We start from the raw sequence: 25362 nt of genomic DNA on the forward strand, positions 1-25362 counted from the left end.
CCTCGCGCGCCGGCAGCTTTCGCCAGATCCCGGCCGGCGGATCGCGCGCCCGGGAAGAAGGTCCGCCGTGTCGATGAATCCGCTCGCATTGTCAAATGCGGTGCGTGCCATGCAGTCCTCGATGGTCATGGTGCGCTGCGGGGGTATGGAAGAGGCCGCGGCGGCACCCTATATGGCAGCCATGAGCAACGACACGCAGCATCCCTACTCCCTCGAAATCTCCGCCTGCGACCGCCCCGCCGGTCATTTCACCTGGGCGATCCGCAAGAACGGCAAGCTCTTCCAGAGGGCCGATCGGCTCCAGACCACGGAAGAGGCGGCGGAGCGCAGCGGCCTTGCCGCGCTCGAGAAGCTCCTGAGCGGCCGCGACCGGTAAATTCCCGTCACGACGACCGTTTGGAGCCCGCGGCGAGGATCTCGCCGCGGGCTTTTTCGTGCGCGCCGGCCGGGGCGGCCCGCCCTTGCCCTTCGGCCTCGCCGCGACAGGTCGGGCTCGGCGCTCGCCGCCAGACCAGGGAGGCTCGGACGATGAAGCACGGTGCCCGCAACAACATCCCGGCGGAGGTCGTCGCCATCAAGCGCGGATCGGTGATGGCGCAGGTCGAGGCGCGGATCGAAGGCACCGATTTCCTCGTCACCTCCGTCATGACCCGCGACTCGCTCGAGGCCCTCGATTTGAAGCAGGGCGACCGCGTCCAGATCGTCGCCAAGGCGGTGAACGTGCTGCTGGTCAAACCTTGACCCCTCCCGAGGGCAGGTTCGCCCGGAGCCTTCCCTCCCCTCGCCGGCATTGACGACGGCCCGAGCTTGGCCATAGGCCAGGGCATGCGGATGCGCGTGCCGGGATGGGCTGCCTGCCGCGCGGTCATCGCCGTGGCCGCGCTCTACGCGCTCGCCCTGCACGTGGTGCTCGGCACGGCCGTCTTCCCCGCGAGCTTCGGCCCGGCCCATATCCTCTGCGCGCCGGAGGCGGGCACCCCGGACGCGCCCGACGGGAAGCATCCCGTCCACGGGCATCTTCCCTGCTGCCCTTCCGCCCAGGCCGGCGCCGGACTCGTCGCGCCGGCGCTCGCGGCCCAGCCCGTCGTCTGGCCGGTCCCGGCGGCGACCCGCATCGCCTGGCGTCCCGAGACCGTTGCCCTTCCCCGCGCCCCGCCCAGGCGCCCCGCCAACGCGCGCGCCCCGCCCGTTGCCTGATCGATCGCCTTTTTCCGATCCTTCAGACCACGGATTCTCGTCATGCTGCCTCTTCCACGGGTCGCGCGTCACGCCGCCCTGTTCTCGACCCTGCTCGCCTCCTCCTCCGCCCTCGCGCAATCCGCCGGCACCCACGCGACCACCCTGTCCGAAATCAGCGTCGCCGGCGCGAGCGCGCCGGTCGCGCCCTCCGGCGAGGCCTCGGGATCCGTCACCGTACCGAGCGTGGCGGCGCAGCGGGCCGCCGTGAATGCCACCGTCGGCTCGGTCGCCTTCGTCGATGCGGCGAGCTTCCAGAACCGCTACGCCAACACCGTGCGGGACGTGCTCAAGGACGTGCCCGGCGTGTTCGTGCAGGAGCGCTACGGCCAGGAGATGCGCCTCTCCCTGCGCGGCTCGGGCATCGCCCGCGGCTTCCATGTCCGCGGCATCGAGCTCTTGCAGGACGGCATCCCGCTCAACCTCGCCGATGGCAGCGGCGACTTCTACCAGATCGATCCGCTCGCCCTGCGCTCCGTCGAGGTCTACAAGGGCGGCAACGCCCTCGCCTTCGGCGCGACCATGCTGGGCGGCGCGGTCAATTTCGTGACGCCGACCGCCTATACGGCCTTCGCGCCGAACATCGCCCGGTTCGAGGTGGGCAGCTTCAACACCTTCCGCGAGAGCTTCCAGGTCTCCCGCATCCTCGGGCCGGTGGATGTCCTGGTCTCGGGCACGCTCACCGACTCGAGCGGCTACCGGGATCACGAGACCCAATCCACCCGGAACTTCAACGCCAATATCGGCTACCGGCTCGCGCCGGGCGTGGAGACGCGGTTCTATCTCGGCGCCTACCTGACCGACCAGAAGCTGCCCGGCACGCTGACCCTCTCGGACGCCCTGAACAATCCGACCATCGCCAGCCGCAACGCCCTGATCGGCAACCAGTCGCGCAAGGTCGAGACCGAGCGGCTCGCCAACCGCACCTCCTTCGTGCTCGATGTCGGCAAGCTCGATATCGACAGCTGGGTCATTCACAAGAATCTCGATCACCCGATTTTCCAGGTGATCGACCAGGACGGCTGGACCTACGGCATCGCGCCCCGTTGGGCGGGCACCTTCGACATCGCCGGCTACCGCAACGACCTGATCCTCGGCCTGCGCGCCTTCGCCGGCATCAACGCGGCGCGCCAATACGTGAACCTGGCGGGCCGGCGCGGCGCCCAGACGCTTGACGCCCTGCAGAGCGCCTCGAACTACGAGGCCTATGCCGAGAACCGGTTCTGGTTCCTGCCGGACGTGGCGCTGATGACGGGCGCCAAGCTGTTCTCCTCGAACCGCACCTACAGCAACAAGGGCGGCCTGCCCGGCAATCCGAACGTCCAGTTCGCCAACGCGACCTACGAGGGCGTGAACCCGAAGCTCGGCCTGCTCTGGCAGCCGCTGCCGGACATCCAGGTCTTCGGCGACATCACCCGCTCGCGGGACGTGCCGGATTTCTCGGACCTCGCGCAGACGAACAATCTCCGCACCACCTTCGTGCCCCTGGCGGCGCAGCGCGGCTGGACCTACGAGGCCGGCACCCGCGGGCGCCTCGACCGCCTGGCCTGGGACGTGACCCTCTACCGGGCCGAGATCCGCGACGAGCTGATCAACTTCTCGATCAATCCGGGTCTGAACATCCCCTCGGCGACCTTCAACGCCCCGCGCACCCGGCACCAGGGCGTGGAGGCCGCGGTCTCCCTCGACCTCGCCCGCGACCTGACCGGCATCGGCGACACGCTCGTCGCCACGCAGATCTGGACGCACAACGACTTCCGCTTCGTCGGCGACCCGGTCTACGGCAACAACCGCATCGCCGGCCTGCCCAGCGACGTGCTGCGCACGGTGCTGAGCTACGCCCATCCGAGCGGCTTCTACGTGTCGCCCTCGGTCGACTGGGTGCCGCACGGCGCCTTCGCCGACCATGCCAACACCCTCAAGGTGCCGGGCTACGCGCTGTTCAACGTGCAGACGGGGATCGAATTCAAGAACGGCGTCGTCCTGTTCGTGGATGCCCGCAACCTGACGGATGCGCGCTACATCTCCGATATCTCGGTGGTGACCAACGCCGCCACGATGGCGGGCGGCGCGGCGGCGCTCGCCGCCTTCTATCCCGGCAACGGCCGCAGCGTTTTCGGCGGCATCCGCGCCTCGTTCTGAGGATCCTGCGCCACTGGGCGTCCCCGCTCCGTGGCGCCCCTTGCGGGCCTCGACGGGTCCGGTCCCTCAGAAGCGTGCGGTCAGGAACAGCCGGAGATTGCGCCCGGGCAGCACGACCTCGTCCTTCTTGAAGGAGGCGGCGTTCCGGATCACGTCGTCGAGCAGGTTGGTGCCGCGCAGGCCGAGGCTGACCTCGCTCAGGCCATCCACCGTGGGATCCAGGGCCCGAGTATAGGCGACCTCGGCTTTCAGGTCGTTGTAGCCCGGCGTGGCGGTCTCCAGGGCCGCGGTCCGTGTCTGCGCGAAGGCGTGGAGCAGGCTGACCTGGGCGTACCAGGGGCCGGAGCGCAGGAACACGCCACCGCCCACCCGGTGGGGCGGGATGCGCGGCACGAAGCTGCCGTCGTCGAACTGCGCCCGCACGAAATCGTACTGCGCGCTGAGCCCGGCGAAGCCGTCGCCGACGGGGATCAGGTCGAGCTGGCTCGCGATCTCGGCGCCGTAGAACGTGGTGTTGGCCTGCGCATAGGCGACCTGCCCGAAGGGGCCGCCGTCGAGGCCGCAGGTGTCGAAGGTGTCGCCGCAGGTGAAACCGGTCAGACGCTTGAAGATGAAGCCGGTGTAGCGCGTCACATAGCCGGTGGCATCGAGCCGGAACGGTCCCGACGCGCGGCGCAGGCCGAGTTCGAGGGTGCGCGCGCGTTCGAGCTTCAGGTCCGGGTCGCCGATCTCGAAGGTCCCGGGCGCGTCGTGCGGCCCGCGGGAGAACAGCTCCGCCGCCGCCGGCGCACGCTCGACATAGGAGGCCGTGAGGCTGCCGACGAGATCGTAGGGCAGGTCCCGAAGCAGGCCGAAGCTCGCGCTCTTCGGCGCGAATCGCCTGCGGCGCCCGAACTCCGCCGGCTCGTCGCCGGGGCCGTCCGGCAGGTAGCCGGGCGGGAAAACCGCCTCCGTGCCGCTGACCCGGTTGCCCTCGATGCGGCCGGCGGCCTGCAGGCGCAGGCCGTGCTCCAGCGAGAGTTCCTCGAACAGATAGGCGGCGTTGGCGCGGGTGTCGCTGGGGCGCAGGAGCCCGCCCTCGGCCCCCGAGATGCTGAGCTTGCGCCGGTCCGACTGGAAGCCGAGGGTGCCGCTCAGGGTGCCGAAGGCGGTCTCCACCGGCACGTGCTGCAATTCCAGCCGTCCCTCGGCCTCCCGGTTCTTGAAGGTCGCCTGGATGCCGTCGGCGCCGCCGGGGCCGAGGCCGATCTCGTTGTGGCGGTAATGCGCGCCGCCGAGCCAGAAGCGGATGGCGGAGAACGGCCCCTCCAGCGGCCGGTATTCCCCGCGGGCCTGCAGCTTGTCCTGGGTGGGGTCGAGGCGGGTGCGCCGGGCCGCCGAGGCGAGGCCGGGGATCTGGTAGAGCGCGTCGTAATGGCTGAACGAGAGCCCGACGAAGCCGCGGTCGAAGATGTAGGAGGTTCCGAGCGCCCCGCCCTGGGATTCGGAGGCGGAGTTGCGCTGGAGTCCGAGGGGCGTGTCGTAGCTGTCGGCGACGCTGCGGAAGCCGTCGGCATGGACGGCCACGTTCCCGCTGCCGGCATCCACGGTGGCGGCGACGTTGCGACCGTTGTCGACCGCGGAAGAGCCGCTCGTGACCCGGCTGCCGAAGCCGCCGGAGGGGAGGACGGTCGGGATGCGGTTGTTCTCGGCCGAGACCACCCCGCCGATGGCCTGGGATCCGTAGCGGAGCCCGGCCGGCCCCCGGATCACCTCGATGCGGTCGTTGACGAGGGGGTTGATCGGGACGGCGTGATCTTCCCCGAGATCCGACACGTCCTGCACGCCGGAACCGTTCTCCTGGAGACGGACGCGGCTGTTGTCGAGGCCGCGGATGATCGGGCGGGAGGCCGATCCTGGCGCGAAGGTGGAGGCGGACAGGCCCGGCCTGTCGAACAGGGCGTCACCGAGGGAGGTCGGCTGCGACCGCGCAAGCTCGCTGCCCGGCACCACCGTCACCGACGAGAAGCTGTCGCTCACCACCGGCAGCACGCCCACCGGAACCCGCCGGCCATCCCCTGCGCCGGCGCCACCGGAGGACGCGGCCGGCCGGCTCACGGCGGTCACCGCGATTTCCTCGAGGCTCGTCTCCTCCGCCTCCGCCGGCATGGCGCCGAAGCCGACGAGACCGATGCCGGCCCGGCAGACCACCGCAGCGAACCCTCGCGGCATGTTAGCTCCATCAACATATTATAGCTTGTGCTATATGATGGAGCTAAAGCTTGCCGACGTGTCAAGGGCTCGTCGCTTTCGATGTCTTCGGGAGGGTGGGAGGGCGTTCCGTCAGGCCACGCCGCAGCCGGCCCGGAGAATTGGGTTCCCAGGGTCAGACGACCAAAATCAGGGATCTGTGGAGGAAAGGTGGTGCCGCAAGAGGGATTCGAACCCCCGACCCTCTCATTACGAATGGCATGTCCTGCCGGGCCTAAGAGCGCCGCCCACTCTGTAGCGGTCCATATTGGCCCATCTTGATCCCCTGAAATCCCCCGGTTTCGGGGGAATATCGGGGGAGATGTTCGCCCGGCGTTCGCCTGTCAGCGTCGCCGGCTCACGCTCTCCACCACGCTGCGGAGGTGCTCGGGCGCGTGGTGGCCGTAGACGTCCTGCACGATCATCTCCGTCGTGCCGAGCGCCTGCGCCACCTTACCGAATGGGACGCCATCCATCACGGCCCAGGTGGCGAAGGTGTGCCGCAGGATGTGAGGCGTAACCTCCTCGCCGAGCCTGGCCGCGATCCGGGCCGTATTCCAGGCGCGCCGCAGCTTCACCAGCGGCAGACCCTCGAACTCGATGACGTGCGACACGCTCTGCGGCTGCCAGCGGCGCATGTGCGCCCAGAGCCGGCGGGACATCGGCACCGGTGTGCGCTTCTTCGAGCTCTCGCCCTCTCGCAGGCCGCGCCGATAGATGATGCCGCTGCGCAGATCGACGTAGCCGCCCTCGGTGGTCGGCAGCCACTTCAGGCGCAGGATCGCATCGTGCCGGGTACCGGTGTAGAGCCCGACGAGGATGAACCGAGCGACGTGGCGGGCCATGTCCAGCTCCGCGCGCAACGTGCCGTCCGGTTTCCTCACCCGCGGTCGCCGCCACACCGGCCGCCCGCTCGGGTCGTTCGCAATGTTCCGGAAGCCGAGCGCTGCCCAGATCATGTGGGCGGCCTCGTCGCGGGTGAGCCACCGATCGCGGGGCGGTGCCTTGTCGGGCAAAGTGATCACGACCGGGTAGAGCAGCTTGTGCTCCTTGTGGGCGAAGCCGCAGGCCGAGGACAGGACGGCCAGCTCGCGGCGAGCCGTTTGCAGCCCGACCCGCGGGACGTCGTCCACGTTCTGGTAGCGATAGCCCGGGCCGACTTTGAAGCGTGCCTGCGGCTGCGCCGAGCGCCACGTCGCGTAGGCTCGGCAGAGATCCGGCGTCAGATGCGCGACCTTCTTCCCCTGGAAGAACGTCCCGAGGTGGGGCAGGGCACTCGAGGTGATGTCCCCGCGCTTGAGCTGTGGCGCGCGCGCAGTGGCATAGTGGGTCAGGACGTCGAGGACGCTGACCTCAGCGGGATCACCGCGCCCGAACTCCGGGCGGTGCTTCTTGGCGAGGTGCGCTTGGAGCTGCCTTTCAGCTTCGTCGCGCTCTCCATAAGAGCAGCCAGTTCCGAGTTCGGGGGCGCCGGTGTCCTTGATGACCCACCGGTCATCCTTTCGGCGGTAGTAGAGGCGGGCGCCCTTGGCTGGACGTGGCATCGCTTGATCATCCGCTTGATGGCGCCGAGAGTCGTGTGCTGGCGGCCGAAGGGCTCCCAGATTTCCAGCCGACCACGGTCGGCCTCTCGCCGCAAGGATTTCGCCGAGGCTGCGGCGAGGACGCCATGCTCCTGAGCCAGGGCGGCCGCCAGCTTCAGCGGCAGCATCGTGTCGTCCGTGACCTCACCCGGGCCCGGCAGGCTCGCGCTACGCATCGCCGGCCTCTGTCTCTGCGATCTTGGCGGTGAGGAGGGCGAGGCAGAGGGCGAGCGGCGGGGTTGCAGCGCACTCCCAAAAGGGGGCATCCCTGTGGGGCGACCATACCAAGCCGGCTCCACTGCCTAAGATGTCCCAGCCCGCGCCCGGCAGCACCTTCCCGAGCAGCGCAACCGCCGCGTCGAGGCTGGTGGAGACCTTCGGCACCATGACGTCCTCGTCGCCGCTGGCGTTCGTCGCGTCGTTCCAGTAGCGCCACAAGGGCTCTTCGCCGGGGCAACCGGCGAGACGGTTCTCGCGCCGGAGAAGGCCGAGACCGAGCATGATCGCGACATCGAGATCTCGGCTCCCTTCCTTCGCAGCGGCGACCCGCTCACGGAGGGCGATCAGGTCGTCACCCTTGTGGCGGAGCATCAGGAGCGTGGTTGTGACCTCACGCCCGAGCCCCGCGCCGAGGGCGTCGCGGAAGGGGACGAGCTTCGTCCACTCCATCGGCACGAAGGCGAGCACCTCGGCCTCCTCCGGGGTGAACACCGGCGGCACGTTCAGCGCCGCGATGGCGTCATCGAGGCTGCCGGCGCGGCCGCCGTCGACGCTCCACTCCCGGAGCCGCGACACGCCGAGTCGCTTGGTCTCCTCATCGTCCAGCGTCGGCCGGTCGATCGCAGAGAGGCGCGGGATCGTGGTGTGCTGCCAGATCGTGCCGCCGCCGCGGCGGCCATAGTTCAGGTGCCCGGCATCGCGCAGGCCGCCGGCCATGACGGTATCGCGCGTGATGGTGCTATTCTCGGCCATGGCGGTCACTCGGCTGCGGCTTGAAGGGAGGGCGCGAACCCGATGGCACGGCACACCGCGGCGGCGACGGCTCGGCTGCCCTTGGAGGCGCCGCCTCCCGCGAAGCTGTCGATGACGAGCGGGCGCATCAGGCGGCGCTCCGCTTGCCCGGCTTCCGGCGGTCGCCGAACTTCGCCCAGTCGCGGATCTGCGGGTACGTCACGCCCTGGAGCGCGACCCATGCCTCCCGGCACTGCTCAAGCGTGAACATGCCGACGTGGCACTGTTCCTCGGTCAGCCCGATCCGGGCGGCGAGGAAGCGGTAGACCCGCACCCGGGCGGCCCGCTGCACGGCTTTCACATCGGCCGCGTCGAGGCCCCCGTAGGCCTCGAGCTTGTGCGCGTCCTTCCAGAGCGGATCGACGCGGCAGCGATGGAGCAGCATCCGCGCCTCACGCAGGCCCGCATCGGCCGGCGTGCCGAGCGGCTCCTCCGTGCCCGGATGGCAGCCGCAATAGGTGTCCTCGCAGGTCGGGCAGGTCCAGATCGGCGTGTCGGCGAGGTCGGGGCGGTTCGGATAGACCTCAGCGCCGCTGGTGAGCCGGGCGGTCGCCCCACACGAGCAGGTCGGCGCCGGCATCAGGCGGCCTCCTGCTGCGGACGGCAGGCGTCGGCGATGCGCTCGATCCGCGCGTCCACCTCGGCCAGGAAGATCCGCGCCTCGTCCTCGAGCTTGGCGATCGCCTCGGCCCGGTCGCTGCGCAGCACACGTCGGACGAACAGGCGCATGTCGTCGGGGAGACGCGGATCGTAGGAGACGAAATCCACCCACTGGCGGCCCGGGCAACAGGCAAGCTGCGCGTCGAGCTGCGGGAAGTGGTCCGGCGGGATCACGCCGCTCAGGACCGTCTCCAGGTGGGTGCGCGTCGTCGGGCACTTGAACTCGACGAGCCCCTCCTCGCCGACAAGCCGGTCCGGGCTGGCGCCGAACATGGCGATCGTCGGGTGCGGGACGAAACCGACCTTCGCCGTGTCGAGGTCGGTGAAGAACTCGTAGGCGAAGCAGGCCGCGGGCTCCTGCTCGGAGCCCCAGAGCATCTCGGCCGACACGTAATGCGGCGCGGTCAGCCCGGTGAGCCGCTCGGCGACGAGCTCCATCAGGTAGCGCTCGCGCTCGGCCTTGGGCGTGCCCTTGAGCGTCTTCGCCACGACGTCGGCGGCGCGGGAGGCGGTGAGCCGCCCGATCCGGGCGGCCAGCCACTCGGCAGAGCCTTGGACCATCTCCGACATCAGCGGCGCTCCTTCCGCTTGAGGTCGCGCACGGCCGCGTCGAAGCGGTTCGCCGGCAGGTCGGCGAGGCTCTCGACGCCCAGATGGCGGATGAACTTCGAGAGGTCGGCGCCGACGGCCTCGACCAGGTCGCGCAACTCGACGAGCTGATCCTCCGTGATGGTCGGACCGGCATCGCGGCCGGCGTTGCCGTCGTCGTCCTCGTTCGTGAGGGCGACGTTGAAGATCATCAGGGTGAGGTAGCGGCGGCCGTAGCTGACGGTCGAGCCGAAGCCCTGCACCGGGGTCTTGTTCCGGTTGCCCTGGGCACCGGCGGTGTCGGACGGAAGGTCGACCTGGTGCGTCCGGGTGTGGCCGTCCTTGTGGGCGACGGAGCAGACGATGCGGATCTCGCCCGGGCGCGCGGGCTCGCCGGTGTCGAACGACAGCGAGAAGCCGTGCCGGGTGATGATCGGCGTGATCTTCTTCGCGATCGTCTCCAGGCGAGCATAGCGCGACTGGGTGTGGCTGTTCGCGGCGTCGCGCAGCACGCGCGGCATCTCGGCCTGGGCCGCCGCCATGGCCGCGTTGAAGGCGGTCTCCCGCTCCCGCGCGACCATCTTCTCGCGCATCTCGAAGAGGCGCTCCATGCGGTCGAGGTCGATCGAAGGATCGCGGGCGGCGCGCTCGATCATGCTGAGGATTGCGCCGGTCTCGCTTTGCGTGGCCACGGGTGCCGGCCGCTCCTCGGCCGGCACGATTTCCTGACGTTGAGCACTCATGCAGCAACCTGCTGATTAGGGTGGAAGGACAGGTCGGGCCGCAGGCGCTCGATCAGCAGGCGGCCGATCGCGTCGCGCTGGGCGGGGGTGAGGTCGAGCGGCGCCCGGACCGCATGCAGGGCCTCGATGAGAAGCGTCCCGATCTCCGCGGCCGAGAAGGGCGAGAGCGGCGGCGGCTCGGCCACGCCGAGGAAGGCGCAGGCCACCGCCAGCGTCTCGAAGGTGTGCGTGAACCGGCGGAACGGGCGCGGGAGCTGCGGCTCGGTCCGGAACCACTCCACGTTCGCGGTGAGCGCCCATTCGGGGCCGTCGGCCGCGGCGGCGTCGAAGTAGAGGGCCGCGGCCTCCACGCCGTTGAGGCGGACGGAGAAGCTGGCGCGCCCGGTGGGTTCGAGCTGGTAGACCATCAGAGGCGGCCATCCGCGAGCTTCTGGCGGCCAGCCTCGGTGAGCGACGGCTTCGAGCCGGGGCCGTGCCCGCGGACCCTGATGAAGCCGAGGCGCTGGAGCGCCGCATATTTCTGGGCGGGGACAAAGCGGCCCGCTGCGAGCCGCCCCAGCGCTTCGACAGTATCGAGGTGCGGTGCCATCACCGCCGCCCCGTCGCGTAGCCCGGCTCCAAACAGTCGGCCGGGCCGAGGCGATGCTCGTTGTTCGCGGGCATCGCTCGCGTCGGCGTGCCGGTCCCGAGGAAGCGGTAGCCGGTCAGACCGTGCGTCTTCACGTGCCAGCCCGGGTTGTTGCCGAGGAACTTCCGCGCCTCCTGATCGCAGAAGGTCTCGGCATGTCCGCGGTCGAAGACGGACCGGAGCGTGAACCAGCGACCGTCGAAGATCCGCTGCTGGATCAGCCAGCGGGAGCCATCCGGCACTAACCGGAACTCGGATACCGCCGTGATGGGAAGCGCCTCGGGCGCCAGGGCGAGGGCGGCGGCCATGTCAGGCTCGGCCCCAGCAGTGATAGCCGACAGCCGCCACGGCGCCGATCACGATAACCGGCAGAAATGGGATCAGGTTCTGGACGAAGGCGACCATGTCAGGCGGCCTTCCGAACGAACTGTTTCTCGACCTTGAGCGGCCCGAAGGCGCCCTCGACGAGAACGGTCTTGGCGTTCACCTTCACGACTCGGCGGACACCGTAGTGCGTCGTGTGGACCATTTCGCCGACACTGACGGAGCATGCGGCGACCGCCGCCTTACGGGCGGTTTTGGCATCTCCGACCACGCGAGCGCCGGCGCGTTCCATAGCGTCGGCGCGGCTGAGAAGATCGGTTGCTTCGGCGTTCAGCTCACCAGCCCGGACGAGCTTGCTCCGGGCATTGTCGTGTCGACGGGCGAATGCGCGACCAGCGGCGTTGCCGAGCGCAGGCTGGATCCAGAACGCGCTGTCGTTTGGAACGGTGGCGTTGAGCTGTTCGGCCGTGGCCTGCTTGGCAGCAGCCTCGGAGCGCATCTCAGCGATGCGTGCTTTGAGCCTACCCTGGCGCTCGGCTTTGATGGCTTCGTTGGGGATGGTCGACACGGGCAGCTCCATCGCGGGATGGCGATAGGATCAATATGTGCGATAGAAATATCGCGTCAAGACAAGTGAGATAAAAAAATCGCATTTGGTTTTCCACAAACCTGAATTTCGTTCTTGATTTGTTCAAAGTTCAGCGAAAGCCTTGCAGCCGTCAGCAAGCGGAGGCGACTCGTGAAGAGCGGCGATATCTACGGGGTTCAGACGTTCGTGCGTGACGGTCGGGGACGGCTGGCCCAGGCTCGATTCACGCCTTGCAAGAGTTCTGCAGAGGCGTGTCGCTACGCGGAAGGAAAGGTCGAGCAGGGCGCGGTGCCGGGAGCGGTCGCCTTCCTTCGCCGCGGCGGCGGCGAGTTCGACGAAGGTGAATTGATCACGGTGGCAGTTTACGGCTCCGTGCCGCCCGACGTGAAGGACGCACTTCCCTTCTGACGCGGGGGGGATTTGCCTAGCCGGGCAATAAAAAGCCCCGCCGAAGCGGGGCTCTCGCCGAATCACGTTGCAGATCGGTCAGGCCGGGACGCGCTTCATCGTCTCGCAGCCGTGGTTCTCCGGACCGCGGTACTTCAGAAGCGCAGCCTTCTGCTCAGCCGAAAGGGTCGCGAGAAGCCCCGTCATCGGACGCGGACGCGCGTTGATGGGCTCCGGCTCGGGGAGCGGAGGACTGTCGAAGACCACGCGATAGGCGCGGTCGGCGAATTTGGCGAGAGCGTGCATCATGGGATCACCCTCACGTAATATGCCGCGCCACGGGGCGGTTTCGCAAGTGCGAAACCCAACATGTCGCAGTACATGGTTGCCAGCGTATCGTTCACGGGTTCAACGCGGACCTCACGCCGTCCGATCCCTTGACCGTACATCATCGCTGCTTCCACAGCGATTAATGCCCGAAGGCCACGCAGCGGGCAATCCGGCCTCGGATCACCTTCAAGAAATTTTACGGTGACGGCTTCGGCGCTCGTGGTCGCGAGTGCCAAGCCACTGAGGCGCGCTTCAGACCACATTGCGATCGACATGGCGTCCGGCTCATTGCGATAGCGCCGAATGATCTCCGGCCAATCCCAGCCGGCATCATTGTGTCGCTGCTCGGCAAGCCACTGCTCTTCGTAGGCCTGAAGCGTCCGGCCGCTCCAGGCGCCGAGATTGAGAGGGCGCCCGACGAAGGCCTCGACGTTGGTCCCCGCCCTCCGGCGGGCCTCTTCTTGTCGATCAAGCCACTTCGCCTTCGCCGCAGCGAAGGATGACACCCGCTACCCCCGCCGCCGCATTGAACGGTGCAGCCACGTCACCATGGCTTTGACACGGATCTCGATTCGGCCGTCCTCGTCGTCGATCTCGGCGCCTAGCCCGTTCTCAGTGAGCGGGATGATGATCGGCTTTTTCCAGCGCTCGTCGTGGGAGTCGGGCCAGAGCTCGACGTGGTTTCCCTGGCGCATGTACCGTTTGGCGGTGAGCTGCCGCAGAAAGCCGGCGTCGCGCCGCATTTCCACGATGACGAGATCGTTGTCCCGCGGGCGGCGGTAGCGGGCCGCAACCGCATCTACGCATGCCAGCACGTCACCGTCCTCAGCAAATCGGTTGAGTGATGTGCCTCGGATTACAAGGCCGTACTGCGCCTCCTCCGGCCAACGCGGATCGGGCGTGACGGGGATCGGATCGAATGGCGCGACGTCCACGATGTCTTGGGCCTCGAGCCAGCGGCCGGCAGCTACCTCGCCGACGATCGGCAAAAGCTGAGGAGCAATTAGCGCAGGGGGCGGGATCGCGGCTTCGATTCCGAAGGCTAACCATTCGGGCGTGGTTTCCAAGGTCGGAGCCAGCTTGCGAATCGTCTCCAGCTTCGGGGATTGCGATTTTCCTTCGCGGATATTCCTAATCGCAGAAGCGCTTAGATCGGATCTTTCGGCAGCGCCGCGCTCGCTCAAGCCGAGCGCAAGCAAGCGACTTTGTATGCGCGCCAGTACGGCTTGGTCGGCTTCCTCCGTCATGCGTCAGATTTATCGCACCAGCTAGTGGACACACAGCGATAGTTTTATCGTTGACTGTGCGATAGTTTTATCGCACAGTGCCGACCATGAGACTGCGCGACCAACTCCTGCTGGTTTCCGAGACGTACTCCCGCGCCGTAGTGCGCTCGGAGTCTCGTGTCTCCACCATCGTCTACGGCTCCGGCAACGCGATCTCTCGGCTTCGTGAGGGCGCGGACATGGGGTCGGAGCGTCTTCACAACGGCCTTCAGTGGTTTTCGGACCACTGGCCCGAGGGTGTGGAGTGGCCGGACGACGTTCCGCGCCCTACGCCAACCGCGCCCGGGGTCGCCGCGTGATGACGCTCTCCTCTTGGTGGCCGCAGAGCGGCCGGATCCACCTCTCCGGATCATTCGGGGAGATCGCTCTCTCCGTCCTCCCCGAAAGCCGATTTCTCGTTCTCGGCGACGGTACAGAGCGCGCCGTCAAATGCCTCTTCGACGACGGCAATTGTGATCCGGATGACCTTCAATACATCGTTCTCGGGAAGTTCGTCCGAGCTCATCCGAGCGAGCCAGCTTCCGTGCTCGAAATCGATCGTCTTCAGGCGGCGCAGCGTGCGTTGTCGGAGCATTTCGATCTGAGCGCGCGCAATTTCGTAGTTTGCGGTCACCAGGTGCGTGACGGCGAGTTGAATTTCGATCTTCAACTGATCGACAAGAGCTTGGGAAAATTTGTCGAGCTCGTTCCTGGGGTCGTCGCCTTCCATCAGCGCGTGCCTTTCTCTGATCGGCTTGCCGCGCGAGCACGCGCTGCAACTCGGTCGAGCATCGTGGACGACTTGGCTGATGCACAAGCCGCAGCCCGGTCACGTACCGCTTCTGAGCCGGAGGTCGCAGCATGACGCGCCCTCTTCGCTTCACCCTGCGCGACGGGGCCCGCCCCACACTCACCATCCAGGCGCTTCCGGCTGAAGGCCGGGTCGATGTCGATTCGCATCAGCATTGGACGGCTCTCAGCCCTGACGAGACGGATCTGGACAGGGTGCGCGCTGGTGGCCGCAGGCGAGGCGCTGAAGGCTACCGACCGTCCTCGTTCCTGCGCTTTCCGATTAGCCGTGCTCGCGAAAGCCTCTCGCGGCCGTTCCGATACTGGAGCGACGTGATTTCCGGCTCCCTCACTTTCCCCCTATTGGCGGCAATCCCGTCGCCGATCGGCCGCTCGACCAATGCCCCCATGGTCACCGTCGCTTCCAACGACTGGTGCGGCCGTCCCCTTTTGCGTGGTTCCCACGCACCTGTGGTTCCTCGGAGCGTTTCCTCCCAAGACTTGGCCGCTTCCCCTGCCAGGGAAGCGGCCCCGTTTCGGGCTTTTCCAATAGCTTCCGCGCATCGCCACCTGCTCCGCCAAGATGTGGGCGGTGATGCGCCTTCGATCTCTGTTCTGTTCGTCGCTCCAAGTTTCCGTCCGGCGCCGCCGAACTCCGAGATGCAATTCAGCATGTCGGAGTGCCCAGGTGCGGACAATTTTTGCCCGAAATCGGACAATGCAGACCGCGGCTAACCTCGCTGGCCCGCTTGTGGGCGCGCTCATTCGGCATGCCGAGCGTCGCACCGGCTCCCGCATGCTTGCCTATGACGCTGTCGCTCGGGCGATCGGCACAACCTCCTCCTGGGTCCGGAAATTCGTGGGCAACCAGCCCGTGCGGCTCGACGCCGACACCTTCCTTCGGATCCGGGCGACCTACCAAGCCAACTGCAATCACTGGGACGCCCAGGCCGACGAGGATCGGGCGGCCTTCTTCGCCCTCGGGAGGGAGGACGATGCAATGGATCAGAGCGAGGAGCCGGGCCTGGCTCTGGCGCCGAGCGCGGATGCTCCGGGAGGCGGGAGCGCCGCTGCCCTGGTGGCTCCGCTGGTGGGTGAGGGCGAACGGTGACTGAGCACCTCGAACTCACCGGTGCGGGCTTCGTCATCCGCAACGCTGCCGGCGGCGTCATCAAGAGCGTCACGATCGTGGACGGGGTCGGTGACGGCGCCCTCCTCGTCACGGACGGCGCCGTTACGGTCGAGGTGCCTTTCGACCTCGCCGCCTTCGGGCACTTCGCCCAGATCGCGGGTGAGAAGCATCGCAATGCCCGGCTCGCCCACAGGCTCGCTCACGCTGAGCCGCTGGTGCCGCGCCGAGTTCCCGTTCCCGCGGCCGAGCCGAAGGGCTGACCGCTGCCGCCGGCGGGCGGATCCCGCCATAAACCTGGAGACCCACGACCATGTCCGGAAACAACAACCGCGTGGCGCTGCTCGATAGCGGTGCCGCGTTCGATCCCGCCTTGTCTTACGCCAGCGATATCGTGACGGCCTTCGTGAGCCGGAACGCCATCTCGGCATCCGAGCTGCCTGCGCTGATCCGCAACGTGCACGCGGCGATCGCCGGGCTCTCAGCCGCTCCGGCTCCGGCCGAGCTCGTTGCCGAAACCGTCGAGAAGGCGAGCGCCGCTCAGATTCGGAAGTCGATCACGGCCGACGCGATCGTCAGCTTCCTCGACGGCAAGCCCTACAAGACGCTGAAGCGCCATCTGACCACGCACGGCCTCCAGCCGCACACCTACCGCCAGCGCTTCGGCCTGCCCGACGACTACCCGATGGTCGCGCCGAACTACGCTGCCCAGCGCTCGGCCCTGGCCAAGCAGATCGGGTTGGGTCGCGGCGGCGTGCCCGAGGCGCCAGCCCGGCACGACGTCGCCGCCTGATCCCCCACTGCCGTCCGCCCTTTCGCGCATTCGTCGCCGGCGGGCGGCCTCCGCTTTCCATCGCTGGATTCCCCATGGCTGCCTCCCCCGCTCCCGCCGTCGATCCGTCCTCGGTCGCCGCCGACCAGTTGAAGAGCATCATCGAGCGCATCGAGCGTCTCGAGGAAGAGAGGGCAGGGATCGCCGGCGACATCAGGGATGTCTTCGCTGAGGCCAAGGCGAACGGCTTCGACGTGAAAGTGCTCCGGGAGATCCTGAAAATCCGGAAGCGCGACCATGCCGAGCGCCAGGAGGCCGAGGCCATCCTGGAACTCTATATGCAAGCGCTCGGGATGGTCTGACGCCGATGCGCGCGCCTTCCCCCTCAGCAAAGCGTCGAAGCGCGCGCCGCCCCAAACCGGAGGAGCGCCCGCAATACGCGCAGCGCCCCATCGCCTCGACGGTCGAGATCACCTTCCCGACCCCGCCGAGCACGAACTCCCTGTTCGCGAACGTCGCCGGCCGGGGCCGCATCAAGACGCCGGCCTACCGGGGCTGGCGCAACAACGCGATGCTGGTGGCAGGCCTGCAGCGGCCGAGCCGCATCGCGGGCCCGTGCGACGTCACGATCCACATGCCGCCCTTCGCCGGCGACATCGACAACCGCATCAAACCCTGTCTGGACCTCGCCCGGGAGCTCGGCGTCATCGCCGACGACGGGCCGCGCTACGTCCGCAGCGTCAACGCGCAGCGCGCAGCGGCCGCCACCGACATCCGCATGGTCTTTGTCGCGATCCCGGTCGAGGCGGAGGACCAGGCCGAGATCCTGGTCCGAGCCCGCGAGGGCCAGTCCGTCGCCTACATCGCCGTCGCTCTCGGCCTGACCGAGGGGCAGGTCCTGACCGTCCTCGCGGAGGCGCGGTCATGACGGAAACATCCCAGCCAGCGGCAGCCGATCTCGCCATTTCGGATGCCGTCCTCGAACTCTGGTTCGGCGGCTTCGACACGGCCGTCATCAGCGAGGTCCTGACCCAGGAGGGTTCGGAGATCTCGGAGCCCGAGGTCGTTCGCATCATCACGGCCGAGCAGGACCGGCGCTACGCCGCCCGATCGGCTTCCCGTGCCGCAGGAGCAAGCCGATGAGCCGCAGCAAGAACGAGGCGCCCCCCTTCAGGCTCGAGGCGAAGCGAGCCGACCTTCTGCAGGCGGTCACGCGTGCGGCCACCACCATCGAGCGCCGCCACACGGTACCGATTCTCTCCTGCGTGCGCCTCGAGATGGGCTTCGGGACGCTCGCGGTGACCGGCACCAACCTCGACACCGAGGTGCGAAGCGAGATCGAAGCACAAGGCGAAGGCGCAACCTGCCTGCCGGCCTACCGCCTCCGCGACCTGCTGCGCTCGCTGCCGGCCGACACGGTCCGATTCGAGGGTGACCTGAATGGCATCGTGACGCTCTCTGCGGGGGCGACGGAGGCTAGCTCCTGCTCTCTGCCGGTGCAGGATCACCCGACGCTCAGCGTCGAGCATCAGCTCTGGAAGCTGCAACTCGCCGAGGGCGTTTTCTCCTACCTCGTCGGCGGCGCCGCCGAGGTGATGTCGACGGATGACACGCGCTACTACCTCAACGGGGTCTGCCTCGAGGTGCGAGACGGTGCCGCGATCGCCACGGCGACCGACGGGCATCGTCTCGTCTCACGCAGCTCGAACCTCGCGGGTCAGGTCAAGGACCGCAGCCCGATCATCATGCCCCGCCAAGCGGTCCAGGTGGCCCTGCCACTGGTTGGCGCCTCCGAGGTCACGCTCGTCGCCTTCGGAGCCGATTCGAATGGCTCTCCCAGCAAGCTGGAAATCTCAGGTGGCGGCGCGCGCCTGCGCCTGAAGCTGATCGACGGCACCTTCCCGGACTGGCGCCGGGTCGTTCCGCCGTCTGGAGGCGCTGTCATTGCGCTGAACGTCGGCGAACTCGCCATGTCGCTGCGCTTGGCCAAGGCCAACGCGAGCGACCGCGGTCGGGCCGTCGTTCTTTCGGACTGTGATGGCGGCGTCCGCCTGACCAGCGACAATCCCGACTTCGGCAAAGTGACGACGCGGCTGGCCGCCGAAGGTGAGCTCGCCTGCGGCCGGATCGGAATCAACGCAGAGTACCTCGCCGGCATGGCGCGCGCTGCGGCTCGCATCGGCTCGAAGAGCCTCCGGCTGCAGATCACGGATCCCGGCTCCCCGATTCGAATCGAGCCCGACGCCGCCCTCGGCGGCTCCCTGTCCGTCCTGATGCCGATGCGCGTCTGAGGAGAGCGACGATGACCGAATATGAGAATCTACCCAAGCGGGTGCGCTCCGTCATCGAGCATTGCCGGTCCGGCAAGACCCTCTGCCGCGGCTACAAGCCTCGCGCGATCGGGGACGACGTCGACGTGCTGACCTTCTGGTTCGAGCCTGGGGGGCTCTCGGCGCCCCCTGCGTCCAGCCGTCGCGCCATTTCGGAGGGTTACCTGGTCCCTGCCGATTCCGGCTTGCTCGGAGACGGCAACGCCCAGAGCTTCATCGCGGCGCCGGGCATGGGCTGACCACCATGGCCGAGATGGAACGCCCCACCATCCAGCAGCAGATCGACGAGGTACGCGGATGCTTCGTCAGCATCCGCTCGGCCGTTGAGGCCTGGCAGCGCGCGCCTGAGCGCCACCGCAGCGTCGAGACCGGCGCCTGCCGCTCGAAGCTCGGTCCCCTCGAGGCGGCCGTGCGCACCCTGGAGTGGGTCAGGGACAATGCCGAGCAGCTCCGCCAGCGTAGCGAGGCTGCCTCCAATGACACCGCCCCTGCGAAGTAGGTGCTCAGTGGCCGATCCCACCCTCATCGCGGATCTAGCGCGAGCTGGCCTTGAGCCGGAGCTGCTGCAGCGCGTGGCGATGGAACTCGCCCGCGGCGCGGTGGCCATTCGCGCGATCGAGACCGAAGAGGCCGAGCGCCGGGCTAGGACGGAAGCTGCGGCGGAGAGCAGGCGCGCCGCGAATGCCGAACGGCAGCGCAGGTTCAGAGACCGTAACGCTCGTAACGCGTTACGCACCGTGACGGAGCGTGACGAGGCGTTACCCCCCCAAAGGTCCCCCACACCCCCTAAAACTATCCCCCCAGAGTCTTCCCCCTCGGACCCTAAAGGGTCCTCTGCCCCCAAGGGGGCCGACGAACGGCGGGGCAAGCGCATCCCGGACGACTTCGCGACCTCGGCCGAAGCACAGCGGGTCGCAGCCGAGTTCGGCTACGTCGGTGCCGAGGCGGCCGAGCCCCTGGCCGAGTTCTGCGACTACTGGCGCGGGATCCCAGGCATCCGCGGTCGAAAGCTCGACTGGGTCGCCACTCTCCGGAACCGTTTCCGCGAGATCGGCCGCCGCGAGGTGCGCAAGTCGCCCTCCCGGGCCCCGCCCTCTGCGCACCACGCTTCCGGCAACGGTCTCTCCCACCTCGCACAACGAAAGGCCCAAGGCGATGTCTCGGTTTATCGCGACCCCTTCGAACACCTCGACCGCCCTCGTGACCGGCGAGCCGGTGCCACCCATGACGCCGGCCGAGCGGGAGCGGCTGGCAACGCTCAGGGCGTCGACGAAGAGGAGCGAGGACGGCTCCTGGAATTCGACCGGCTTCGCGCTGGCGCCGGCTGAGCGGCAGCGCTTCCTCGCCCTGCGCAATGAGCTCGACGCCTGGCTGGAAGCGGGCGCTGAGGCCTGGGATCGGCAGCGGGTTCACGACCGGCTGCACGCCTTCCTGATGGGCTTCTCGCAGCTCCGCGCCCTCGACCCGGTCAACGGGGTGATGATGGTGAACGACTTCGTCGAGGCGGTAGAGGGGTTCCCGGTCGGCGTGGTCCACCGGGCCTGCAAGAGCTGGAATCAGCGTCGCTTCCCGTGGCCGAACTACGCTTTCCCGCCGACCCCGCCCGACATGCGCCGGGCCGTCGACGAGATGATCACGGAGATGAAGGTCGAGCGCTATGACCTCAACGCGGTGCTCCTGGCCAAGCCGGCGGACGGACGCTCGAAACGCCCGACGGCTGAGGAGCGCGAGAAGGGCGCCGCCGCCGCGAGGCAGCTCATCGCCTCCATCGCCGAAGCCGGCAGGCGCCTGGACGAGGATCTGAGCGCGGCGGCGCGCCAGGGCAGCACCGCCGAGCACATGGCGCATGTCCGGCGCTTCCAGACGGCGGAGGCGGAGCGCAGGGCAGCGATCGCGCGGCGCCAAGCTGTCAGAGGCTAGCGCTCCGATTTTTGGCTACCCCTCCTGCGGCAGACCCGTCTTCACCAGCGTCATTTGTTGGGATAGCGCCCGGACGATCCGCTGCTGGCGCGGATGCGGCTTCTGCAAGACCTGGTGGTCAACGGCCGAGAGCATGCCGCTCCGGCAGGTCGTCCAGCCCCCTGCCAACCTGAAGAGCACACCATGTCCAACGACAACACGACCATCGACGATCTTTCGCTGAGCCTCACGGCCGACATCGTGATCGCCTTCGTCACGAACAACGTCCTGCCGGCTAAGGAGCTGCCCGGACTGATCAGCCAAGTCTACGCGACGATCTCCGGCCTGGGCGCAGCGCCGACGGTCGCCCCAACTGAGAACGACGAGATCGAGCACGCGACCCCGGGACAAATCCGGAAGTCGATTACGCCCGAGGCGCTGATCAGCTTTATCGACGGCAAACCGTACAAGGCGCTCAAGCGGCACCTCCGCAGCCATGGGCTCGACCCTGTCGCCTACCGTCGGCTCTACGGCCTGCCGGACGATTACCCGATGGTTGCGTCCAACTATTCGGTGGCGCGCTCCGCTCTGGCCAAAAAGATCGGTCTCGGGCGGTCCGGCGGACCGGCGAAACACGCCGCGTAGGCGCCAAGCAGGACTCGGCTCGGAGCGTGATGGCGTCGCGTATCGCAAAACCTGACGTTCCGGTTTACCCGCCGCGCTACAGTCACCGGCAGGCTGTGGCGTGGATCATCTCAGCCCTGACCGATAAGCCCCCAGACCCCGATCTCGGTCCCTACCCGCTCGACCTGCGCATCCGTCGCCTGGTCGAGCGGGAGATCCCGGACCGGGAGCATCGCGAGCAGCTCAAGGCGTGGTGCCGCGCCCAGGCCGACGAAGGCGCCTTCCGTGAGACCTGCCGCCTGCGCGGTTGGAGCCGAACGACGGCGCAGCGCCATGTCGATCTGGCGATAACTCACCTCTTGCTGGTGATGGTCCAACCGGCTGGAGGGGTCGAATGAGGTAGGTGACTGATCAATCGCAATGTCTGGCACCATCTGCAACGGCTGGTAAGCCGCTGTTCAGCATCCGCCGGCTGAACAGCGGCTTAGCGCCAAGAGCGGACATCAGCTGATCGCCCGGTAGCGGACATTCAGTTCCAGGTGACCGTCCGTCCGGTGCCGACCCAAATCAGTCGGCAGAAGATCACCGGAGCGCTCGCAAAGTGGTCATAGGTTTGCCCCTTTTGCTTCGTTCTACGACCGTATTGACTTTCCAGGTCGCGAGCACGGGACCGATGTAGGTGTAGGAACCACCTCGCGGGAGCACTACCTGGCCGTTGCGCACGCTGACGCGCCAGTTCTCGCGCCAGAGCCGCACGGCTGCGATTTCGATTTCCTGAACTGGCGGCGCCGTGGCTCCCCGTAGAACGCCGATAGGAATAGATGGTCCGCGTTGACGGGTCGTTTCCAGAAGCCGCCGCGAAGCTCGACAACGGTCAGCGGGACGATGTGCGCCACGGCTTCGCGTGGTCCGAGCCTTCATCAGCATCAGCGAAGTCTGAAGTTGCCCGCGAGGACTTTTGACCGTAGCTATTTCTGCGGACCGACGTGCCGCGCCTTCCTTCTCGACGGAGAAAGGTCCGATCGCGCGACTATCTATCCGGCTTCACGAGATCGTCGGTCCGGTCGCTTGGGGTCGAGACATCCGAATTCCGTCCGCATGAATCCCGCGAACCTCTCGAGCCTTATCCGCTTCCATCTGTCCGAGATGGGCGCCAGGAACGCCCAGCACGAGTTCGAGCACCTCGCCCGCCATGTGGCGCGCGCCCGCATAGCGAGCAACATTCTCCCAGCGACCGGACCCGTCGGCAGCGGGGGAGACGGCGGTCGGGACTTCGAGTCCTTCAAGACCCGCCACTCGTCGCCGGCCCCTCCTGGAAACCGCTTCGCTGCGCGTTCGAGCGGTGCCCGGAGACTCGTCTTCGACTGCAGCCTGGAGAAGGCGATCGAGGCGAAAATTCGAGCGGACGTCAGACCCCACCTCGCTCGCGGCGACGTCGACGAGATCGTCTACTTCTGCGAGGCCAACCTGCCGATCGCGAAGCGCCTCAAACTGATCAAATGGGCGAAGGACAGCGGCCTCGAGCTCCAGATCTTCGACGGCAACGCGATCGCCGAATGGCTGGCCGAGCCGGACATCTTCTGGATCGCTCAAGAGTACCTTCATCTGCCGTCCGAGGTGGCGCCGTTCGCGCAACTCGAGGAGAGCTACGTCGAGCATCGGCGGAACTGGCAGGACCGCACCCCCGTCCCGTTCAGCCGCGCGCACTTCCTCGAGGTCAAGGCAGGCCTGCGCACGGCGACGTTCGACGAAGCCGCGCGTCCGGATCTCCGCTTCTGGCTAGACAAGATGGCGGTCTTCCTGACCGGGCCGACGCAGCGCGCCCTTGCGCGGGATGCGATGTACGAGATCGCCGTCGGCAATCTCCGCGGCAAGGGCGACATGACGCCGGCGGCCGAGCTTGTAGTCGACTATTTCAGCGACGTCGCAGATCACCTCGGCATCGGCGAGCTCACCGACGCCGCCTGTCTATCGACCTACGGCCTCGGAGGTTTCGGTCTCGGGCAATACGATGTGGACCCGCAGGAGCTATTCGCCCGCCGCACCACCTTGGTCGGCATCGTCGAGGGATGCCTGGCGGAGCCGGGCATCGGGCCGGGGCGCCAGAGCGGGTTGCTACGGATACGGGGTGATCTGGAGATGACCCCGTCCGATCCGACCGTCGAGCGCGATCTCGATCGGGCATTCGGGTTCTGGAACGAGATGCTCGACCATGCGGCCGAGGCTCCGTTGTTTCCGATCGAGGAGTTCTCGGATTTCCTGACGAGGATCCTCGTCCAGCTGGGCGAGAACAGCGGACTGCGCGCGCTCGCGTCGCGGACCGACGACCTATTCGAGAAGCGTGCCGGAAGCGCCGCGGCCGGCGAGAAAGCGGTCGACCGGGCATTCGGCCTCCTGGACCGAGGCGATGCGACGGCCGCGATCCGCGAATTTCACAAGGCGAAGACGAAGTGGTTTCTGGGCGAGCAGCTCGCCGGTACGCTTCGTATCCTGCTGTCTCTAGCCGATCAGTACGGCGGCCTCGGGCTAGCCTACGCCGCGAAGTATCAGGCGTTGGCGGCCGCCTTCATCGCGCGTTGCGAGAAGCCCGGCCGGGTGGAGAACCTGCTGCCTCTCGCGATACTCGAGGTGCTGGATGCCGAGGATGTCGCCGGCAATTCGCTGGGATTCATGCAGCTGGTCCCCATGATGATTGCGGCCCACCTCGAGCACGATCCTCGCCCGATGGACTTGGCAGAGCATCCGCGGGTGCAAGACAATCTCAATCAACTGGCCGCGCTGCTCGGTCTCCTGAAACGCGGAAACGCCGCGGCCCGCGAAAGCATCGACCCGCTCGCAGCCGAATGGCCGCCGGCGATCAGGGACCCCATCTGGAGCGAAGCCGACAGCCGAGCCGGCTTCTGGAACCGAGGGAGTTGGGACAGCGTCTGGACGGACCTGGAGGGCGCGATGCTCGACAGGCCGTTCGGCGACCTAGGACCGACCCGACGCGTCCGCTGGAGTGCCCTCGGGATCGATTGGCGCTGCGATTTCGCGAACTGCTACGCAACGACACCCGGAGCCGAGCAACTCGTCGCCGAATTGCAGCTCGCCGCCTGCGCGATGGCCGACCGCGACCTGGGCATCATCCCGTGCTCGGTCACGATCAAGCTCGAGTTCGATGAAAGTCGGGACAGGTTGACTTTCGAGATCATCGATCACGAAGCCTGCGCGATTGCTGTCACGCTGCCGACCGTAGACAGAAATGAAGATCACGGCATCGACGCCATCGTTCTGTTTTCGGCTATTGTTCATCTGTGTACCGTTCTCTCGGAAGAAAACCTGATGAAATCGATGGACGCATCAATCTTTGAGCCCATCTTCGTCGGCCGCCCCTATGCCGAACTCTATCGGAATTTCGTTTCCGAAACGGCATTCGCCGAAGATGTCAGGGCAACCGCGGGCGAACTCGATCCGGATCGGCATTTCGGATCTCGTGCCGGCGCTCGCGTCCGATGGTTCGATGGACCGGGTCCGACCTACGAGGCGGAAACCGCAAAGCTCGATATTTCGATCCGCTACGAACGAGCGCTGGCTCCGGTGAGGTTCACCCTCGAGCGCCTGAAGGCGGATACCGTCGCAATGCGACCCCTTCGGGCCATTCGCGAAAAAGGCGCGAAGGACTGGGAACTCCTGAGCATCGTGAACAACATAGCGATGAACCACCGGCTGGCCGAGCGCGACGTACCGGAAGAGAGGATGCGGGACGTCATGCTCCAGATGGCGGACACCCCGGAGGCTGAGGAAGACGCACTCGATCCAAGCATCTTCTCGCCTGAGACGATCAAGATCCACTCGGACATGTACCTCGCGGCATTTCTCGACGGCCGTCAGCTTCGAGCCCCTTCATTCCTGAGTTTCGAAGGCCTCGAACGATTCCTGATTGCCCGCTACCGGCTTCGGGACGACGATGCCGAGCATCCGGACATCTTTGGCTGGTCCGACAACGGTCATGACGGCCATCTTTCATGACTAGAGCGGTTTCGGTTTGGGCTGAATCGGCTTGCGGGGGTTCACCGGCGGACGTGATGCTGATTCACTGCGGGCTCTTGAAGAGGAGCCGAG

At 67.3% G+C, this 25362-nt stretch carries 33 protein-coding genes; 18 read left to right on the plus strand and 15 right to left on the minus strand.

Annotated features, from left to right (window positions below):
- Window positions 1-73 precede the first annotated feature (73 nt).
- The 4 genes from MMB17_RS07210 (at window position 74) to MMB17_RS07225 (ending at window position 3378) form a co-directional block, all read left to right on the plus strand.
- Window positions 74-376, plus strand: a complete 303-nt coding sequence (locus tag MMB17_RS07210) for a hypothetical protein (protein ID WP_241101584.1) — start codon at window positions 74-76, stop codon at window positions 374-376.
- Between the two features lie 152 nt (window positions 377-528).
- Window positions 529-741, plus strand: coding sequence for a TOBE domain-containing protein (locus MMB17_RS07215; protein ID WP_241101585.1), 213 nt, complete (start codon window positions 529-531; stop codon window positions 739-741).
- 66 nt (window positions 742-807) lie between these two features.
- A complete protein-coding gene (locus MMB17_RS07220; protein WP_338041773.1) occupies window positions 808-1197 on the plus strand; it encodes a hypothetical protein in 390 nt (129 codons plus the stop codon).
- Between the two features lie 42 nt (window positions 1198-1239).
- Entirely contained in the window at window positions 1240-3378 is a 2139-nt protein-coding gene (locus MMB17_RS07225; protein ID WP_241101586.1) for a TonB-dependent receptor family protein, read from the plus strand.
- Between the two features lie 66 nt (window positions 3379-3444).
- On the opposite strand, the gene MMB17_RS07230 is transcribed toward MMB17_RS07225, so the two are convergent.
- The 11 genes from MMB17_RS07230 to MMB17_RS07275 all read right to left on the minus strand — a co-directional run bounded on the left by MMB17_RS07230 (window position 3445) and on the right by MMB17_RS07275 (window position 11712).
- Window positions 3445-5589: a TonB-dependent receptor gene (locus MMB17_RS07230; protein ID WP_241101587.1), complete on the minus strand. Its 2145-nt coding sequence runs from the start codon at window positions 5587-5589 to the stop codon at window positions 3445-3447.
- A gap of 362 nt (window positions 5590-5951) precedes the next feature.
- Entirely contained in the window at window positions 5952-7151 is a 1200-nt protein-coding gene (locus MMB17_RS07235) for a tyrosine-type recombinase/integrase (protein ID WP_241101588.1), read from the minus strand.
- A gap of 207 nt (window positions 7152-7358) precedes the next feature.
- Window positions 7359-8162, minus strand: coding sequence for a hypothetical protein (locus MMB17_RS07240; protein ID WP_241101589.1), 804 nt, complete (start codon window positions 8160-8162; stop codon window positions 7359-7361).
- Between the two features lie 5 nt (window positions 8163-8167).
- Window positions 8168-8290 carry a hypothetical protein gene (locus MMB17_RS25220; RefSeq protein ID WP_276518060.1) on the minus strand — a complete coding sequence of 41 codons (123 nt, stop codon included), beginning with the start codon at window positions 8288-8290 and terminating at the stop codon, window positions 8168-8170.
- Complete coding sequence (locus MMB17_RS07245) at window positions 8290-8781, minus strand: zinc-finger-containing protein (RefSeq protein WP_241101590.1); 492 nt, start codon at window positions 8779-8781, stop codon at window positions 8290-8292. The genes MMB17_RS25220 and MMB17_RS07245 overlap by 1 nt, the downstream gene beginning before the upstream one ends.
- Entirely contained in the window at window positions 8781-9431 is a 651-nt protein-coding gene (locus tag MMB17_RS07250) for a lambda exonuclease family protein (RefSeq protein ID WP_241101591.1), read from the minus strand. Before MMB17_RS07250 ends, MMB17_RS07245 begins: the two co-directional genes overlap by 1 nt.
- Window positions 9431-10141 carry an ERF family protein gene (locus tag MMB17_RS07255; RefSeq protein WP_241101592.1) on the minus strand — a complete coding sequence of 237 codons (711 nt, stop codon included), beginning with the start codon at window positions 10139-10141 and terminating at the stop codon, window positions 9431-9433. The genes MMB17_RS07250 and MMB17_RS07255 overlap by 1 nt, the downstream gene beginning before the upstream one ends.
- 47 nt (window positions 10142-10188) lie before the next feature.
- Window positions 10189-10599, minus strand: coding sequence for a hypothetical protein (locus MMB17_RS07260; protein ID WP_241101593.1), 411 nt, complete (start codon window positions 10597-10599; stop codon window positions 10189-10191).
- On the minus strand, window positions 10599-10781 hold the full coding sequence (locus MMB17_RS07265; protein WP_241101594.1) for a hypothetical protein: 183 nt from the start codon (window positions 10779-10781) through the stop codon (window positions 10599-10601). Before MMB17_RS07265 ends, MMB17_RS07260 begins: the two co-directional genes overlap by 1 nt.
- Window positions 10781-11128 (minus strand): hypothetical protein, encoded by a 348-nt coding sequence (locus MMB17_RS07270; protein WP_241101595.1) that lies wholly within the window; start codon window positions 11126-11128, stop codon window positions 10781-10783. The genes MMB17_RS07265 and MMB17_RS07270 overlap by 1 nt, the downstream gene beginning before the upstream one ends.
- Before the next feature lie 98 nt (window positions 11129-11226).
- On the minus strand, window positions 11227-11712 hold the full coding sequence (locus MMB17_RS07275; protein WP_241101596.1) for a hypothetical protein: 486 nt from the start codon (window positions 11710-11712) through the stop codon (window positions 11227-11229).
- A 171-nt stretch (window positions 11713-11883) separates the two neighbouring features.
- On the opposite strand from MMB17_RS07275, the gene MMB17_RS07280 reads away from it, so the two are divergent.
- Window positions 11884-12141, plus strand: a complete 258-nt coding sequence (locus MMB17_RS07280) for a hypothetical protein (protein WP_241101597.1) — start codon at window positions 11884-11886, stop codon at window positions 12139-12141.
- A gap of 78 nt (window positions 12142-12219) precedes the next feature.
- Here the strand turns inward: MMB17_RS07280 and MMB17_RS07285 are convergent, their stop codons facing one another.
- The 4 genes from MMB17_RS07285 to MMB17_RS07300 all read right to left on the minus strand — a co-directional run bounded on the left by MMB17_RS07285 (window position 12220) and on the right by MMB17_RS07300 (window position 14445).
- Complete coding sequence (locus MMB17_RS07285; protein WP_241101598.1) at window positions 12220-12429, minus strand: hypothetical protein; 210 nt, start codon at window positions 12427-12429, stop codon at window positions 12220-12222.
- The gene (locus MMB17_RS07290; RefSeq protein WP_241101599.1) at window positions 12426-12956 is read right to left on the minus strand and encodes a hypothetical protein; all 531 of its coding nucleotides are present in this window, start codon (window positions 12954-12956) and stop codon (window positions 12426-12428) included. Before MMB17_RS07290 ends, MMB17_RS07285 begins: the two co-directional genes overlap by 4 nt.
- 3 nt (window positions 12957-12959) lie before the next feature.
- Window positions 12960-13697, minus strand: a complete 738-nt coding sequence (locus MMB17_RS07295) for a LexA family protein (RefSeq protein WP_241101600.1) — start codon at window positions 13695-13697, stop codon at window positions 12960-12962.
- Between the two features lie 388 nt (window positions 13698-14085).
- Entirely contained in the window at window positions 14086-14445 is a 360-nt protein-coding gene (locus MMB17_RS07300) for a hypothetical protein (RefSeq protein WP_241101601.1), read from the minus strand.
- A 918-nt stretch (window positions 14446-15363) separates the two neighbouring features.
- Between MMB17_RS07300 and MMB17_RS07305 the strand changes: the two genes are divergently transcribed.
- The 13 genes from MMB17_RS07305 to MMB17_RS07365 all read left to right on the plus strand — a co-directional run bounded on the left by MMB17_RS07305 (window position 15364) and on the right by MMB17_RS07365 (window position 25269).
- Entirely contained in the window at window positions 15364-15615 is a 252-nt protein-coding gene (locus tag MMB17_RS07305; protein ID WP_241101602.1) for a hypothetical protein, read from the plus strand.
- Window positions 15612-15896 carry a hypothetical protein gene (locus MMB17_RS07310; RefSeq protein ID WP_241101603.1) on the plus strand — a complete coding sequence of 95 codons (285 nt, stop codon included), beginning with the start codon at window positions 15612-15614 and terminating at the stop codon, window positions 15894-15896. The genes MMB17_RS07305 and MMB17_RS07310 overlap by 4 nt, the downstream gene beginning before the upstream one ends.
- Before the next feature lie 77 nt (window positions 15897-15973).
- Window positions 15974-16426, plus strand: a complete 453-nt coding sequence (locus tag MMB17_RS07315) for a Ros/MucR family transcriptional regulator (protein WP_241102150.1) — start codon at window positions 15974-15976, stop codon at window positions 16424-16426.
- 74 nt (window positions 16427-16500) lie between these two features.
- Entirely contained in the window at window positions 16501-16767 is a 267-nt protein-coding gene (locus MMB17_RS07320) for a DUF2312 domain-containing protein (protein WP_241101604.1), read from the plus strand.
- A gap of 5 nt (window positions 16768-16772) precedes the next feature.
- A complete protein-coding gene (locus tag MMB17_RS07325) occupies window positions 16773-17333 on the plus strand; it encodes a RusA family crossover junction endodeoxyribonuclease (protein WP_241101605.1) in 561 nt (186 codons plus the stop codon).
- Window positions 17330-17548 carry a hypothetical protein gene (locus MMB17_RS07330; RefSeq protein WP_241101606.1) on the plus strand — a complete coding sequence of 73 codons (219 nt, stop codon included), beginning with the start codon at window positions 17330-17332 and terminating at the stop codon, window positions 17546-17548. The genes MMB17_RS07325 and MMB17_RS07330 overlap by 4 nt, the downstream gene beginning before the upstream one ends.
- The gene (gene dnaN, locus MMB17_RS07335; RefSeq protein WP_241101607.1) at window positions 17545-18696 is read left to right on the plus strand and encodes a DNA polymerase III subunit beta; all 1152 of its coding nucleotides are present in this window, start codon (window positions 17545-17547) and stop codon (window positions 18694-18696) included. The genes MMB17_RS07330 and dnaN overlap by 4 nt, the downstream gene beginning before the upstream one ends.
- 11 nt (window positions 18697-18707) lie before the next feature.
- Window positions 18708-18974, plus strand: a complete 267-nt coding sequence (locus tag MMB17_RS07340; protein ID WP_241101608.1) for a hypothetical protein — start codon at window positions 18708-18710, stop codon at window positions 18972-18974.
- Window positions 18975-18988: 14 nt separating this feature from the next.
- Window positions 18989-19234 carry a hypothetical protein gene (locus MMB17_RS07345; protein WP_241101609.1) on the plus strand — a complete coding sequence of 82 codons (246 nt, stop codon included), beginning with the start codon at window positions 18989-18991 and terminating at the stop codon, window positions 19232-19234.
- A gap of 656 nt (window positions 19235-19890) precedes the next feature.
- Complete coding sequence (locus tag MMB17_RS07350) at window positions 19891-20655, plus strand: hypothetical protein (protein ID WP_241101610.1); 765 nt, start codon at window positions 19891-19893, stop codon at window positions 20653-20655.
- A gap of 183 nt (window positions 20656-20838) precedes the next feature.
- Complete coding sequence (locus MMB17_RS07355) at window positions 20839-21279, plus strand: Ros/MucR family transcriptional regulator (RefSeq protein WP_241101611.1); 441 nt, start codon at window positions 20839-20841, stop codon at window positions 21277-21279.
- A gap of 29 nt (window positions 21280-21308) precedes the next feature.
- A complete protein-coding gene (locus tag MMB17_RS07360) occupies window positions 21309-21656 on the plus strand; it encodes a hypothetical protein (RefSeq protein WP_241101612.1) in 348 nt (115 codons plus the stop codon).
- Between the two features lie 700 nt (window positions 21657-22356).
- Window positions 22357-25269, plus strand: coding sequence for a hypothetical protein (locus MMB17_RS07365; protein WP_241101613.1), 2913 nt, complete (start codon window positions 22357-22359; stop codon window positions 25267-25269).
- The last annotated feature ends 93 nt before the right edge of the window (window positions 25270-25362 follow it).

Origin of the sequence: Methylobacterium organophilum (assembly GCF_022533465.1) — a bacterium.
Lineage (GTDB): Bacteria > Pseudomonadota > Alphaproteobacteria > Rhizobiales > Beijerinckiaceae > Methylobacterium > Methylobacterium organophilum.

What these genes read in the sequence shown, in the direction of transcription:
- MMB17_RS07210 (WP_241101584.1), top strand. Translation starts at nt 74, where the DNA reads ATGAATCCGCTCGCATTGTCAAATGCGGTGCGTGCCATGCAGTCCTCG.
- MMB17_RS07215 (WP_241101585.1), top strand. Translation starts at nt 529, where the DNA reads ATGAAGCACGGTGCCCGCAACAACATCCCGGCGGAGGTCGTCGCCATC.
- MMB17_RS07225 (WP_241101586.1), top strand. Translation starts at nt 1,240, where the DNA reads ATGCTGCCTCTTCCACGGGTCGCGCGTCACGCCGCCCTGTTCTCGACC.
- MMB17_RS07230 (WP_241101587.1), bottom strand. Translation starts at nt 5,589, where the DNA reads ATGCCGCGAGGGTTCGCTGCGGTGGTCTGCCGGGCCGGCATCGGTCTC.
- MMB17_RS07235 (WP_241101588.1), bottom strand. Translation starts at nt 7,151, where the DNA reads ATGCCACGTCCAGCCAAGGGCGCCCGCCTCTACTACCGCCGAAAGGAT.
- MMB17_RS07240 (WP_241101589.1), bottom strand. Translation starts at nt 8,162, where the DNA reads ATGGCCGAGAATAGCACCATCACGCGCGATACCGTCATGGCCGGCGGC.
- MMB17_RS25220 (WP_276518060.1), bottom strand. Translation starts at nt 8,290, where the DNA reads ATGCGCCCGCTCGTCATCGACAGCTTCGCGGGAGGCGGCGCCTCCAAG.
- MMB17_RS07245 (WP_241101590.1), bottom strand. Translation starts at nt 8,781, where the DNA reads ATGCCGGCGCCGACCTGCTCGTGTGGGGCGACCGCCCGGCTCACCAGC.
- MMB17_RS07250 (WP_241101591.1), bottom strand. Translation starts at nt 9,431, where the DNA reads ATGTCGGAGATGGTCCAAGGCTCTGCCGAGTGGCTGGCCGCCCGGATC.
- MMB17_RS07260 (WP_241101593.1), bottom strand. Translation starts at nt 10,599, where the DNA reads ATGGTCTACCAGCTCGAACCCACCGGGCGCGCCAGCTTCTCCGTCCGC.
- MMB17_RS07265 (WP_241101594.1), bottom strand. Translation starts at nt 10,781, where the DNA reads ATGGCACCGCACCTCGATACTGTCGAAGCGCTGGGGCGGCTCGCAGCG.
- MMB17_RS07270 (WP_241101595.1), bottom strand. Translation starts at nt 11,128, where the DNA reads ATGGCCGCCGCCCTCGCCCTGGCGCCCGAGGCGCTTCCCATCACGGCG.
- MMB17_RS07285 (WP_241101598.1), bottom strand. Translation starts at nt 12,429, where the DNA reads ATGATGCACGCTCTCGCCAAATTCGCCGACCGCGCCTATCGCGTGGTC.
- MMB17_RS07295 (WP_241101600.1), bottom strand. Translation starts at nt 13,697, where the DNA reads ATGACGGAGGAAGCCGACCAAGCCGTACTGGCGCGCATACAAAGTCGC.
- MMB17_RS07300 (WP_241101601.1), bottom strand. Translation starts at nt 14,445, where the DNA reads ATGGAAGGCGACGACCCCAGGAACGAGCTCGACAAATTTTCCCAAGCT.
- MMB17_RS07320 (WP_241101604.1), top strand. Translation starts at nt 16,501, where the DNA reads ATGGCTGCCTCCCCCGCTCCCGCCGTCGATCCGTCCTCGGTCGCCGCC.
- MMB17_RS07325 (WP_241101605.1), top strand. Translation starts at nt 16,773, where the DNA reads ATGCGCGCGCCTTCCCCCTCAGCAAAGCGTCGAAGCGCGCGCCGCCCC.
- MMB17_RS07330 (WP_241101606.1), top strand. Translation starts at nt 17,330, where the DNA reads ATGACGGAAACATCCCAGCCAGCGGCAGCCGATCTCGCCATTTCGGAT.
- dnaN (WP_241101607.1), top strand. Translation starts at nt 17,545, where the DNA reads ATGAGCCGCAGCAAGAACGAGGCGCCCCCCTTCAGGCTCGAGGCGAAG.
- MMB17_RS07340 (WP_241101608.1), top strand. Translation starts at nt 18,708, where the DNA reads ATGACCGAATATGAGAATCTACCCAAGCGGGTGCGCTCCGTCATCGAG.
- MMB17_RS07345 (WP_241101609.1), top strand. Translation starts at nt 18,989, where the DNA reads ATGGAACGCCCCACCATCCAGCAGCAGATCGACGAGGTACGCGGATGC.
- MMB17_RS07350 (WP_241101610.1), top strand. Translation starts at nt 19,891, where the DNA reads ATGTCTCGGTTTATCGCGACCCCTTCGAACACCTCGACCGCCCTCGTG.
- MMB17_RS07355 (WP_241101611.1), top strand. Translation starts at nt 20,839, where the DNA reads ATGTCCAACGACAACACGACCATCGACGATCTTTCGCTGAGCCTCACG.
- MMB17_RS07360 (WP_241101612.1), top strand. Translation starts at nt 21,309, where the DNA reads ATGGCGTCGCGTATCGCAAAACCTGACGTTCCGGTTTACCCGCCGCGC.
- MMB17_RS07365 (WP_241101613.1), top strand. Translation starts at nt 22,357, where the DNA reads ATGAATCCCGCGAACCTCTCGAGCCTTATCCGCTTCCATCTGTCCGAG.